This window comes from Pseudomonas sp. TE12234 (assembly GCF_054061835.1).
Genome location: NZ_JBSSEP010000023.1, coordinates 80,587 through 94,019 on the forward strand (window position 1 = coordinate 80,587; position 13,433 = coordinate 94,019).

Consider the following 13,433-nt stretch of genomic DNA (forward strand, 5'->3'; position numbering starts at 1 on the left):
GCTGGCTCCCACAAGAACCGCATCAGGCCCGTCAGCCCTTGGCCGGCGATGTGTCCTTGACATCAGCCGGGGTCGGCGCCATCTGCAGGTGCAGGCGCTCGCCGGTGTACGGCGAATGCTTGCGCACCACATCCATGTTCAGCTCCACGCCAAGGCCCGGCTCGGTGGACGGGATGATGTAGCCGTCCTCCCACTGCAACGGTTTGGTCAGGACTTCGGCATGGAAGCCGCCCCAGGTCATGATGCTTTCCTGGATCAGGAAGTTCGGCGTGCAGGTCGCCAGCTGGAAACTCGCGGCGGCGCCAATCGGCCCGTTGTAGAGATGCGGGGCGATCTGTGCGTAATAGGCCTCGGCCATGCTGGCGATCTTCTTCGCTTCCAGCAGACCGCCGCAGCGAGCGACGTTCATCTGCAGGATCGACGCACCGCCCGCCTGCAGCAGCTTGAAGAATTCGTACTTGGTGGTCAGGCGTTCACCGGTGGCAATCGGGATGCTGGTCTTGGCCGCGACTTGCGCCATGGCCTCTTCCTGGCCCGGCGGCACAGGCTCTTCGAACCACAGCGGGTCGTACTTCTCCAGGCGCTTGGCCAGGCGGATCGCCGAAGACGGCACCATTTGCCCGTGGGTGCCGAACAGCAGGTCGCACTTGTCACCCACCGCTTCGCGGATCTTGCGGCAGAAGGTTTCGCAGCGCTCCAGCACTTCCAGGGAAATCTGATGCCCGGAGTACGCGGTGTACGGCCCGGCCGGGTCGAATTTCAAGGCGGTGAAGCCTTGGTTCATGTTCTCGATGGCGCACTCGGCGGCCAGGTCCGGGTCGTCGTAGTCGTACTCGCCCTGGCTGTTGACCGGGTACAGATAGGTGTAGGACCGCAGGCGTTCGTGAACCTTGCCGCCGAGCAACTCGTACACCGGCTTGTTCGCCGCTTTGCCGATGATGTCCCAGCAGGCCATCTCCAGACCGCTGACCACGCCCATCATGGTCAGGTCCGGACGCTGGGTGAAACCGCTGGAGTACGCCTGGCGGAAGAAGCGCTCGATGTGGTGCGGGTCCTGGTTGAGCAGGTAGCGTTCGAACACGTCTTCGATGATGGGCAGCATGGCCTTGGGGCCGAAGGTCGCGGCGTAGATTTCACCCACGCCTTCGATGCCGCAGTCGGTCTTGATCTTGACGAACAGCCAGTACATGCCGCCAACGTGCGGTGGTGGTACGGCAACAATGTGGGTTTCAAGGGCGACGATTTTCATCTCAGGCACCTGTTTTCAAAGATTGACGATGGATACGTGCACGCAGGGTCAGGGCCGCCAGGGTCCCGAGCAGGCCGACGAACGCGATGTAGCCGAAATACAGCTTGTAACCAAAGGCACCGGGGAAATGTTCGGTGAGGTAGCCATTGATCAACGGAATGAAGGCATCCGGCAGGTAACCCACCACCGAGACAATGCCGATGGCCAGGCCGGTGATGCGCAGCGGAATGTTGCAGGTGTCGAGGATCGCCCAGTACAGGCCACGAATGGCGTAGGTCATCAGGCCGATGAAGATCACCGTGCCGATCAGCAGGCCCATGCTGTTGAGCGCCGGGAACACGATCAGGCCGACCATCGCCAGCGTGGCCAGCAACAGCGCCACGACCAGCACCGAAATGTTCGAGAACTTGTCACCCAGCCAGCCCCCGCCGATGCCGCCGATGGGACGCATCCACAGCTTGATGGTGGTGATGGTGCCGGCCATGACCGCGGTCATGCCGCCGCCCTGCAGGTAGTCGGAGAAGCTGTAGGTGGCCCAGAAGATGTGATAACCGCAGAACACGATGGCGGTGACCAGCCACAGCTCGGGGATTTTCACCAGCGTGGCCAGGTCGCTGAGCAGGTTGAACTTGCCCTTCTCCACCGCCGCGGTGTCCTCCATCGACTTCGGGTCCTTGATCAGCACCAGCACACAGCCGATGGCGATACAAGTGAAGGCATAGAGGTAGACCACATGCTTGAAGCCTTCGGCTGCCGACTCGCCACGGGTTTCGGTGGCAAAGGCGAACAAGCCCAGGGCAACGGTTGCCAGCAAGGCTTCCACCAACCCGCGACCGCCGTCGAGGATGCCGAAGAAACGGCCCTGCTCGGAGTGATGGGCAATCATCTTCACCCGCTTGAGCACCGAGGCCCAGAAGGTCAGGCCGGTGGTCAGGCCCCAGCAACCGAAGATGATCATCAGGCCGGTCATCGAAGGCGCCGTGGAGTACCACAGGCCCAAGGCTCCGGTGGCGACCAGCGAGAAGAAAATCAGGAAGCGCGGCGCAACACGGTCGGCCAGCCAGCCACTGGGCAAGTAGCTGAGCAGGAAGATCGTGCCGAGCATCGAGTACAGGTAACCCAGCTCGCTGTGGTTGATGTGGAACACGTCGAGCATGGTGGTCTGGTAGACCTGGCGCAGGTACAGGATCGGGTAGATCGCACCGGCGGCCAGTACCAGCAGCATCAGTTGGAAATAGCGACTTCCCTTGTCACTGTGGCTTTTTGAACCCGCGTTCGAACCCTGAACAGCGGCAGCAGTAGGTGCATGCTTGGACATCGAGTAAACCTCGGGCGCCCGGTGGGTCCGGGCGTCCCTGTTAATTGTTTTTATAGAGACAGCGTGAGGCGTGTTACGGGTGAATCAGTACTTCATTACCACCAGACGGGTCTGGGTGAATTCGAGCATGCCGTGCTTGCCGTCATCACCGCCCAGGCCGGAACGTTTCCAGCCGGCATGGAAGCCCTGGTACGGGTCGGCCGGGGTACGGTTGACGTACAGCTCGCCCGCCTCGATGGCGTTTGCGACTTTCATGGTGGTGCGGTAGTTCTCGGTATAAAGCACCGAGGCCAGGCCAAACTGGTGGTCGTTGGCCATGGCCAGGGCTTCGTCGATGTCGCGGTACTTGAGCACCGGCAGCACCGGACCGAAGATTTCTTCCTGGATGATTTCCATGTCCTGGCGGCAGTGGCTGAGCAGGGTCGGCGGGTAGAAATGGCCCTTGCCTTCAGGCAGTACGCCACCGGTTTCCAGTACCGCACCGTCGGCGATGGCGCGCTGGACCATGGCATGAATGTTCTGTTGCGAACTGGCGTTGACCAGTGGCCCCATGAAACCTGGCTCCTTGGCCCGGTCGCCGAATGCCACGGCACTGATTTTCGCCTTGAGCAGGGCGAGGAATTGGTCGTGGACGCTTTCCTGCACGTAGACCCGCTCTACCGCCGTGCACAACTGGCCGCAGTGGGTGGTCTTGGAGGCGACGATCGCCGTGGCGGCCGCTTCGAGGTCGGCGTCGGCTTCGATGATGGCCGGGGTCTTGCCGCCCAGTTCCAGGGACGGCTTGGCGATATTGGCCTTGCAGTAGTCGAGCACGATGCGACCGGCGTTGACGCTGCCGGTCAAGGTGATCAGCCCCACGGCCTTATGGGTGCAAACCACGGCGGCAGTGGCGTGATCCATGGTCAGGATGTTGACCACTCCGGCCGGCAAACCGGATTGCTGCACCGCCCTGGCGATTTCGAAGGCCGAGATCGGTGTGTTGTTGCTCGGGCGCACGACCACGGTGTTGCCGGCAATCAGCGCCGGGGCGATTTTGCGCAGCAGGGTATAGACCGGGTAGTTGAACGGAATCAGGCACGCGACCACGCCAATCGGTTCGCGGTGCAGGAACAGGTTTTCGTCGGGGGTGTCGCTGGGAATGATCTCGCCTTCGATGCGGCGCGCCCATTCGGCGTGATAGCGGGTGATCTGTGCCGCGTAGCGCGCTTCGTTGCTGGCATCGGCCAGGCTCTTGCCGGACTCGGCGGCCAGGGCTTCGCCGATGCTTTCGGCGCGGGTTTCAAGGGCGTCGGCAAAGGAGCGCAGGTGTTCGGCGCGTTCGATGCTGGTCAGTTGGCCCCAGCTTTTCTGCGCGGCGGCCGCCGCTTCAACGGCAAATGTGGCTTCATCGGCGGTGGCCGCCGAGACCTGACCGACCTGTTCTTCGGTCGCCGGGTCGTAGACCGCGATCAGCGCAGTGCTGGCCGGCTCAATGAATTGACCATTAACAAAGTTTCGCTCGAGTCGCATGTGAATCGCCCATCGTTGTTTTTATCCAGTTCGAGCAGTTTTGGCATACGGCTCGCGTTGAACAAACGATTTATTGAGCGGTGTAACATTCTAAAAATGCAGGTTACTCCACAAACGATGGAGATCCCTTGTAGGAGCGAGCCTGCTCGCGATGAACGTGCAGGCAACGGATTTTTTCAGGCAGCCTGCGTCATCGTTCAGGTCCATCGCGAGCAGGCTCGCTCCCACAAGGGATTGGTGGCGTTTCAAATGGCGGCGGTTGAGGGCTCCAACTGCCGCTGCGCCAACCAGATTTCCTCCTGCAACCACTGGCTGAACGCCTGCAGTTGCGGCATCTGCGTCTGCTCCGGCCGGGTCACCAGCCAATAGGACTGGTGCCCGTCGACATGCACGTTGAGCACCTGGGTCAACTGCCCGGCCGCCAGTTCCGAAGCCACCATGTGCCAGTCGGCAATGGTGATGCCCAGGCCATCGACGGCCGCGCGGATTGCCAGGTCGAGCAAATCGAATTCATAACCGCCCTGGGTGTCGACGCCGGTGATGCGGGCGGCGTCCAGCCAGTGCTTCCAGGTCAGGTAGCGCTGGTCCTCCCGGGCCAGTACGTGCAGCAGCGTCAGGCGGTTGAGGTCGATGCCCTGCTCGGTCCACTCCCGCGCATACAGCGATGGCGTGCACACCGCGATGTGGCGCTCCTGGAACAGCAGCGAACTGTCCAGGCCATCCCACTCGCCATCGCCAAAACGGATCGCGCAATCCAGGGTGCTGGTTTCCGCCAGGCTGTCCTGCAACCGCGTGGTGATGCTCAATTCCAGGTCCGGGTGCTGCTCGCGCAGCCTGCCCAGGCGCGGCATCAGCCAGCGATGGGTGAAGGTCGGCGGCGCATTGATGTGCAGGCGATTGGCATGGGTTTTCTGCTGGATGCTGCGCACCGTCAACTCGATCTTGTCGAAGGACTGATGCAATGCCCGCAGCAGAATCCGCCCGGCGCTGGTCAATTCGAGGTGATGGTGACGACGTTCCAGCAGGTGCTCGCCCAACTGTTCTTCGAGCTGACGCACCTGCCGGCTGACTGCGCTCTGGGTGACATTGAGCAACTCGGCGGCCCGGGTGAAGCTGCCCGTGCTACCGGCCACTTCGAAGGCTTTGAGGGCATTCAGGCCGGGCATTTTGCGTTTCATGAAAAAGGCACTCGTGGAAGGCTGACCAGGGGCAAAGCATCCCATGCCTTGGAGAAAATTTCCCGAGCAACATGCGTTTTTGTGTTGTGTCGGACAATTTCCACATCCCGCAGATGGCTTGTCTGTGGAAGCGAGCCTGCTCGCGAAAGCGGAGTATCTGACACATAAAAGTCGATTGGCACAGCGCCATCGCGAGCAAACTCACTCCCACAGGGGTTGTCTTTCACCCGTCTATTTCAGGCGCTGACATAGCGTTGCGCCAGTAACATGCGTTTATCGAACGTTTGCTCGCTGAATTAATCGTTTGTCGATCTTTTCCCCGGTGACAAAACTGATGGCATCTCTAATAAAAACAACATGAGAGCTGCCCCAATGCCTTACCTCACCTGCTCCCTCCTCCCGCTTGTTCCGCCGGCTTCACGCCCGCCTCGCCTGCGCCTGCCCGGTGCCCGGCGCTGACTCTTTCGCTGACTTGATCCCCCGAGTTCCAGACTGCCCGCCATCGCTGCGGCCAGTCGAAAAACGCACTTTGCTACGTATCGGAGAGGCTTTATGAACGAGCTCAAGACACTGGACGGCGCCGCGCCGCACCCAGCCGTGGAAGACCTGTGCTCACAGGTCACGAATGGCCAGATCAACCGTCGACAATTCCTGCGCACCGCCGTCCTGTTGGGCGTCACCGTCGCCAGCGCCAGCACCTTCGTCGGTTCGGCATTACTGAGCGACCCGGCGTTCGCCGCCGAGCAACAGCCGCCGCGTCAAGGTGGCAGCCTGCGCTTTGCCTGCGCCATCCAGGAAATCCAGGACCCGATGCTGATCACCTGGATCGAAGCCTCGAACCTGCTGCGCAACTCCCTGGAGTTCCTGACCTGGGTCGACGCCGACAACATCACCCATCCTTATCTGGCCGAGAGCTGGAGCCCGTCCGAAGACCTCAAGGTCTGGACCTTCAACCTGCGCCAGGGCGTCAAGTGGAGCAACGGCGACGAGTTCACCAGCGACGATGTCGAACACAACATCCATCGCTGGATCGCCGCCGACTCCAAGTCGGTCAACCGCACGGCCTTCCAGGACATCGATTCCTTCGAGAAAACCGGTCCGTACCAGTTCCGCCTGGTGCTCAAGCGCCCGATCCTGGCCATCCCGGAAATGCTCAGCGCCTTCACCTGTACCCTCGTGCACCGCAGCTTCAAGGCCGGTGACGACTGGACGAAAAACCCGATCGGCACCGGCCCGTTCAAACTGGTGTCGTTTGCTGTCAACAAACAGGCGACCTTCGCCAAACGGGCGGACTACTGGCGCAAACCGGCCAACCTCGACGAACTGCGGTATGTCGACATGGGCACCGACATTTCGACCCATCTGGCGGCCTTGCAGGCCGGTCAGGTCGATGTGCTGTATCGGGTCACAGTGGCCGAGCTGGACCTGGCCAAGCGCTTGCCGGGCGCGCAGTTGCTCAGCTGCAAGTCGGCGCAAACCGTGGTCATGCGCATGGCTTGCGACCAGAAGCCGTTCACCGATGTGCGCATCCGTAAAGCCGTGACGCTGTGCGCCGACAACGCGCAGATGCTGAAAATCGCCTATCGCGGCATGGGCACCCTTGGCGAAAACCACCATGTCGCGCCGTCACACCCGGAATACGCGCCGCTGCCCAAACGCGAACGGGACGTGGCCGGGGCGAAAAAGCTGCTGGCCGACGCCGGTTACCCCAACGGCATCGACATCGACCTGATCGTCGGCAACACCCAGGGCCGCTACGAGCAGGACTGCGCGCAGATCCTGCAACAGAACTGCCTGGAGGCCGGAATCCGCATCAACCTCAAAGTGATCCCGGCCACCCAGTACTGGCCGATCTGGGACAAGGCGGCGTTCAGCCTGACCTATTGGGCACACCGTCCGCTGGGCGTGATGTCCCTGGAGCTGGCCTACCGCAGCGGCGCCGCCTGGAACGAAAGCCATTACAGCGACCCGGCGTTCGACGCCGCGCTGGACAAGGCCATGGGCATCATCGATCCAAAGCAACGCGCCCTCGCCATGCAGGACGTCGAACGCATCCTCCAGGAGGCCAGCGTGATGGTGCAGCCGTTCTGGGCCGACAAGTTCACCGCCACCAGCAAGAAGGTCCAGGGGTTCAAGGTTCACCCTTCGGACTTCTACCCAATGGATGAAGTCTGGTTGAGCGCCTGACGCGCAGCCCCCTACGCGCTCGCCCACCCCAGGGTGCGGCGGGCCGGCATCCCTTGATTAGCTGGAGCCTGCAAGCATGGCTGAATTTCTGTTACGCAAATTACTGGCGTTGATCGCGACCCTTTTGTCGGTGTCGCTGATCGTGTTCGTCGCCCTAGAGTTGAACATCGAGGACGTGGCGATCAACGTCCTCGGTCCCTACTCCGCCGCCGACCAACGCGCCGCGTGGCTGGTGGAACATGGCTACAACCAGCCCTTCCTGTGGCGCTACCTGGTGTGGCTGAAGGATTTTGTCAGTGGCGACTGGGGCACGTCCGTGCACTTTCGCGAGCCGGTGATCAACCTGCTGCTGCCGAACCTGGGGCAGACCCTGACCCTCGCCGGGCTGGCGCTGCTGGTGATGGTGCCGGTGGCCTTGACCCTGGGCATTCTGGCCGGCATCCGCCAGGGCTCTTTCGTCGACCGCCTGGTGTCGTTCCTGTCGATCGTCACCACCTCGATTCCGGACTTCGCCAGTGCGGTGTTCGTCTCGGCGATTTTCGTGTTCTGGCTCAATTGGCTGCCGGGCGTAAGCAGCATGAGCGACGGTTTCAACGCCGCCGAACTGGCCCTGCCGCTGATGGTGCTGTGCCTGTTCGGCATCGGCTACCTGGCCCGCATCACCCGCGCGTCGATGGTCGAAGTGATGCAGGCGCCGTACATCCGCACCGCTCGCCTCAAAGGCGCCTCGACCTCGCGCATCGTGCTGCGCCATGCCCTGCGCAATGTACTCATCGCACCGATCACGGTGATCATGCTGTACATCCCGTGGCTGCTGTCGAACGTGATCGTGGTCGAGGTGTTCTTCGCCTACAAGGGCTTCGGTTCGTTGCTGTACACCGCCTCGCTGAACCACGACGTCTACCTGATCGAAGCCTGCGCGATGATCAGTGGCGCGGTGGTTGGCGCGACCAAAATCTTTTCCGACCTGGCCTACACCTGGCTCAACCCGCGCATCACCTTGCGCAGTCTTGGCGGAGGTGGCCAATGAGCTTCCTGCAATCGTTCAAACATCCCCTGGCCCTGCTCGGTCTGCTGCTGGTCGGTGGCTGGGTGCTGATCGCGGCGTTTGCCCCGTGGCTGGCCCCCCATGATCCGCTGGAAAGCTTCAGCCCGCTGCTGACCCCAATGACCGCCGACGGCACGGGGCAAAGCTTCCTGCTGGGCACCGACCTGATAGGCCGGGACATTCTTTCGCGGCTGATCTGGGGGACGCGCACCGTACTGTTCTGGTCGATCCTGGCGACGCTGACGGCCTTCGCCGTGGGCATCGCCATGGGCCTGTGCGCCGGCTACTTCAATGGCAAGGTCGACGGGTTCCTGTCCTACGTCGCCGACACCGTGCTGTCGTTCCCGGTTTTGGTGCTGTACATCGTGATCATCATCGCCCTCGGTGCTTCGGCACTGAACATCCTGATCGCGGTGACCTTCACCAGCGCCCCGGCGATCTTCCGCATCATGCGCGCCCTGACCATCGATATCCGTTCCCGGGACTACGTACTCAGTGCGATCACCCAGGGCGAGGGTTCGCTGCGCATCATGCTGGTGGAAATCCTGCCCAACTGCGGCGGCCCGCTGATCGTCGATTTCTGCCTGCGCATCGGCTACACCGCGATCATGATCGGCGCCCTCGGCTTCCTCGGCCTCGGCCTGCCACCGCCCACCCCGGACTGGGGCGGCATGATCAACGAAGGTCGCAGCATGGCCATCGCGTTCCCGCACCTGGTGATCTTCCCGTGCATTGCCATCTCCACCCTGATGCTGGGCCTGAGCCTGCTGGCGGACGGTCTGGATGAACACGCCCAGAAAGGCACAAGGAGCTGAGCATGAGCCCACATCAAAATCTGCAACAAGTGCTGCGGGTGGAGAACCTCTCCATCGAACTGCCTGCCGGCGCCGACCGCACCCACGCCGTGCAAGGCATCAACCTGGATGTGCGCAAAGGCGAAATCCTCTGCGTGATCGGCGAGTCCGGTTCAGGCAAATCGGTGCTCTCGGCCGCCATCATGGGCGACTACGCCAAAGGCTTGAGGCACAGCGAAGGGGTCATCGATTTTCTCGGCGGCGACATCTGCCGCATGGACGAACACTCCTTGCGCCGGTTGCGCGGCAATCGCATCGCGATGATTTTCCAGGAGCCCATGGCGGCGTTGAACCCGGCCATCCGCATCGGCCAGCAAGTCGAGGAAATCTTCGACATTCATGCACCGCAGATGCCTGCCGCCGAGCGCCGCGAACGCATGCTCGCCCTGCTCGATTCGACGCATTTGCCCGACCCGCCACGGATCGCCAACAGCTTTCCCCACCAGTTGTCCGGCGGCCAATGCCAACGCGTGGTGATTGCCATGGCCCTGGCGATGAGCCCGGACCTGCTGATCGCCGACGAGCCGACCACGGCCCTCGACGTCACCACCCAGGCACAAGTGCTGAAACTGGTGCGTGAACTGCGTGGACGCGGTCAGCACGGGATTCTGTTCATCACCCACGACTTTGGCGTGGTCGCGGAAATCGCCGACCGCATCGCGGTGATGGAAGGTGGCCGCCTGGTGGAAATCGGTGAGCGCGATCAGGTGCTCAACGCCCCCGTGCATCCGTACACGCGCAAATTGATCGCCGCCGTCCCGGCGCTGCACCCGGAACTGCACGTGCCCAGCGCCGACGGAGAGCTGGCACTGCGCATCGAACACCTGACCAAGACCTACAACGTCGGCGGTCGATCGGTGGCGGCCCTGCGGGATGTCTCGCTGCAACTGCCACGGGGCAAGACCCTGGCCATCGTCGGCGAGTCCGGTTCGGGCAAGAGCACCCTGGTCAAGGCGGCCATTCGCCTGGTGGACAGCGACAGCGGTCACGTCTGGGTCGGTGACACCGATTTCCTGGCCCTGCGCGGCTCGGCATTGGCCGCCAACCGACGACGCATCCAGATGATTTTCCAGGACCCTTACGGCTCGCTCAATCCACGCCACCGGGTCGGCGACATCATCGCCCGTGCCGCACAACTGCGCGGCTTGTCGGCCGGGGATGCGTGGGCCGAGGCCGGTGATTTGCTGGAACAGGTGGGGCTCAAGCGTGACGCCCTCAAACGCAAACCCCGGCAGTTTTCCGGTGGCCAGCGCCAACGCATCGGCATCGCCCGGGCACTGGCCATGCGCCCCGAAGTGCTGATCGCCGATGAAAGCGTCTCGGCGCTGGATGTCTCGGTGCAGAAGCAGGTGCTGGAGTTGCTGGCCGAGCTGCAACAGCGACTGAACCTGAGCATTTTGTTCATCACCCACGACCTGCGGGTGGCCGCGCAGATCAGCGATTACATCGCGGTGATGCGCCAGGGTGAAGTCGTCGAGTACGGCACCGCCGAACAGGTGCTGCTGCGACCGCAAAACAGCTACACCCAGACACTGCTCGCGGCGGCGCCCGGTGCATCGGCGATACCCGCCGTGCCGGTGGATGGCCCGGCGTTGAGATTGATCCGGCCTTAGGCCCGGCGAAGCCAAAACCCTTTGCCCCGTGCTGCGGCGCTCGCCGCGGCCGGGGTTGCTGTTGCCCATAAAAATCAGAAATCGGGAGTAAGACCGTGCGCACAATCACCCCACGCGCTATCCGTTCCATTGCTTTAATTCCTGTCCTCGGCGCTTTGGCGGCACCGGCCATGGCCGTGCAAGTCACCGACAACCTCGACCTCGGCGGCGCGGTGCGTGCCCGCTGGGACTATGACCCGGATCGCGACATTCAGAAGTTCGGCCTGGACACGGTGTTCCTCAGCGCCAAGTACAACTCCGACACCTGGATCGGTGAAGCCCAGTACCGCTTCTACGGGCGTTCCTATCCTTACCAGTACACCAAGAACTACGGCGACATCCAATTCGCCAAGTACGCCTGGGCCGGCTACAAGTTCAACCCCGACCAGCAGGTGCAAGTGGGCCTGAACACCGTGCCGTTCGGATTGCAGCCGTATTTCGGCAGTACCTTCTACGAAACCCTGGGCAACGTCATCGGCCTGGAAGACGTGCAACAGGTCGGCGCCAAGTACATCCAGCAATCGGGTGACTGGAACGTCCAGGCCGGTTACTACCTGCGTCCCGCGTGGCAAGGCAAAGGCACCAGCAATGGGGTCACCTACTCCAGCGTGGTGTCCGAAGCCGACAGCTACGTCGCCGATGGCAGCCACAACCAGGAACGCAACACCGTGGTGCTGCGGGTGGCCAAGGCCCTGGACCTGGGGCCATGGAAATCCGAAGTCGGCCTCTCCGGCCTGACCTCGACACTGGAGAACAAGGACACCGACAACAACGGCCGACGCAACGTCGTGGGCGTGCACTACATGGGCAAGAATGGTCCGTGGGGCGTGCAATTGCAGGCGGCGCGCCAGCAGATGTCACCCCGCAACCCCGGCTCCGATGAACTGGTGACCCTCGGTGGTTACGACGGCACCTACAACGTTGCCAGCCGCGGCAATCTGTACGTGGCGGACGTCAGCTACGACGTGGCCGGCAAGTACCTGTTCGACCAGATCAGCGGGGTCAAGCTCTACGCCAACTACAGCGCCTTCGACAAATCCGCCAGCGACTTCAAGACCTCGCAACGGATGATCCTTGGTACGTCGTTTTCCCTGAACAAACTGTGGATCGCCACCGAATGGCTGTTCGGCAAGAACGATCCATACATTGGCGGCAGCAGCTACACCCAGAGCCTGGGTGCCGGGGGCACGAACCAGTGGGAGAATCAGCTGTACATGAACATCGGGTATTACTTCTGATCCGGCGTATTTGGCGTTCGTGAGAACGCCTTCGCGGCGATGCGGCGCCCCGACAAGCCCGTTCCCACAGGTCAGGTGATCCCTGTGGGAGCGGGCTTGCCCGCGATGGCGTCAGCCCAATCAACACTTGCATCGGCCCCTTGCTAACCGTCATATAGGCACCCAGAACATCAGCCATGTCGGCGTCAGGTACGGAGCCCCTTCTTCCATGCGTCAACTGCCCTCGCTCAACATGCTGCGCGTCTTCGAAGAGGTCGCGCGGCATCGCAGTTTCAGCCAGGCCGCCCTGGGCCTGAATGTTACCCAGGGCGCGGTCAGCCGGCAGATCAAGCAGCTTGAAGACTACCTCGGGGTGGCGTTGTTCATTCGCACGCCCCAGGGCCTGTCCCTGACCGAAGCCGGCATCGCCCTCTCGCCGCACCTGAGCGACGCCTTCGACCACATCGAGCGTGCCCTGCAGGCGGTGCGCGTGCCCAACCTGCGTCAGCGCCTGCGCATCGTCGCCCCGCCGACCTGGGCCACTCGCTGGCTATCGGCGCACTTGCGCGCCTTCTGCCAGCGCTACCCGGACATCAGCCTGAGCGTCACCCATCAGGCCAGTCACGACAGCCTCGCCGAAATCGACTGCCACATCCGCTTCGGCCTCGAAGCCGCCCCCCAATGCCACAGCCAGTTGCTGGTGATGGAACGGCACATCGCCGTGGCCAGCCCGGAGCTGTTCATCGATGGCCAGGCACCGGACCTGCAGCAATTTGCGCTGCTGCACATCCTGCACAACGGCAAGCGCTTGAAGGTCTGGGAGAACTGGTTGGCGGCGATGGGCCGGGAAGATGTCGATGCCGGGCAAGGCCTGGAATTCAGCACCCTGGATCAGGTGATCCATACCGCACTGGCCGGTGGCGGCCTGGCGGTGATCGACCGGCAGATGATCGAAAAGGAACTGGCCAACGGCAGCCTGTTGCCCATCACCCCGGTGGAAGTGGTCGGGCCGTACGGCTATTGGCTGGACGTGGCGAACGACAAACGGGGCTTGTCGAAGGTGCGGTTGTTTACCGAGTGGCTGGAACTGGTCAGTAATCCCTAGGGCAACGATGCCCCCCTTGTGGGAGCCAGCCTGCTCGCGATGATCGTTAACGATAACGCGGGGAGCCTGGCACCCCGCGGTGTTCTCCAGTCCATCGCGAGCAGGCTCGCTCCTAC

10 protein-coding genes are annotated in these 13,433 nt (G+C 62.5%); 6 read left to right on the forward strand and 4 right to left on the reverse strand.

The features are described 5' to 3' along the window. Positions 1-31: 31 nt before the first annotated feature. The 4 genes from ACVWYU_RS27110 to ACVWYU_RS27125 form a co-directional block, all read right to left on the reverse strand. Entirely contained in the window at positions 32-1,249 is a 1,218-nt protein-coding gene (locus ACVWYU_RS27110; RefSeq protein WP_390956523.1) for a mandelate racemase/muconate lactonizing enzyme family protein, read from the reverse strand. Position 1,250: 1 nt separating this feature from the next. Further along, on the reverse strand, positions 1,251-2,567 hold the full coding sequence (locus tag ACVWYU_RS27115) for an MFS transporter (RefSeq protein ID WP_247257263.1): 1,317 nt from the start codon (positions 2,565-2,567) through the stop codon (positions 1,251-1,253). Between the two features lie 84 nt (positions 2,568-2,651). Then, positions 2,652-4,076 carry an aldehyde dehydrogenase gene (gene aldA / locus ACVWYU_RS27120; protein ID WP_390956524.1) on the reverse strand — a complete coding sequence of 475 codons (1,425 nt, stop codon included), beginning with the start codon at positions 4,074-4,076 and terminating at the stop codon, positions 2,652-2,654. A 245-nt stretch (positions 4,077-4,321) separates the two neighbouring features. Beyond that, on the reverse strand, positions 4,322-5,254 hold the full coding sequence (locus ACVWYU_RS27125) for a LysR substrate-binding domain-containing protein (protein ID WP_090323344.1): 933 nt from the start codon (positions 5,252-5,254) through the stop codon (positions 4,322-4,324). Positions 5,255-5,806: 552 nt separating this feature from the next. Here ACVWYU_RS27125 and ACVWYU_RS27130 point away from each other — a divergent pair. The 6 genes from ACVWYU_RS27130 (at position 5,807) to ACVWYU_RS27155 (ending at position 13,317) form a co-directional block, all read left to right on the forward strand. Further along, positions 5,807-7,441 (forward strand): ABC transporter substrate-binding protein, encoded by a 1,635-nt coding sequence (locus tag ACVWYU_RS27130; protein WP_247257261.1) that lies wholly within the window; start codon positions 5,807-5,809, stop codon positions 7,439-7,441. A 76-nt stretch (positions 7,442-7,517) separates the two neighbouring features. After that, the gene (locus tag ACVWYU_RS27135; protein WP_090323348.1) at positions 7,518-8,471 is read left to right on the forward strand and encodes an ABC transporter permease; all 954 of its coding nucleotides are present in this window, start codon (positions 7,518-7,520) and stop codon (positions 8,469-8,471) included. After that, entirely contained in the window at positions 8,468-9,304 is an 837-nt protein-coding gene (locus ACVWYU_RS27140; protein ID WP_247257260.1) for an ABC transporter permease, read from the forward strand. The genes ACVWYU_RS27135 and ACVWYU_RS27140 overlap by 4 nt, the downstream gene beginning before the upstream one ends. A 2-nt stretch (positions 9,305-9,306) precedes the next feature. Further along, positions 9,307-10,956, forward strand: coding sequence for a dipeptide ABC transporter ATP-binding protein (locus ACVWYU_RS27145; RefSeq protein ID WP_090323351.1), 1,650 nt, complete (start codon positions 9,307-9,309; stop codon positions 10,954-10,956). 95 nt (positions 10,957-11,051) lie between these two features. Then, a complete protein-coding gene (locus ACVWYU_RS27150) occupies positions 11,052-12,233 on the forward strand; it encodes a hypothetical protein (protein WP_457374148.1) in 1,182 nt (393 codons plus the stop codon). Between the two features lie 208 nt (positions 12,234-12,441). After that, positions 12,442-13,317, forward strand: a complete 876-nt coding sequence (locus ACVWYU_RS27155) for a LysR substrate-binding domain-containing protein (RefSeq protein ID WP_247257257.1) — start codon at positions 12,442-12,444, stop codon at positions 13,315-13,317. Positions 13,318-13,433: the final 116 nt, after the last annotated feature.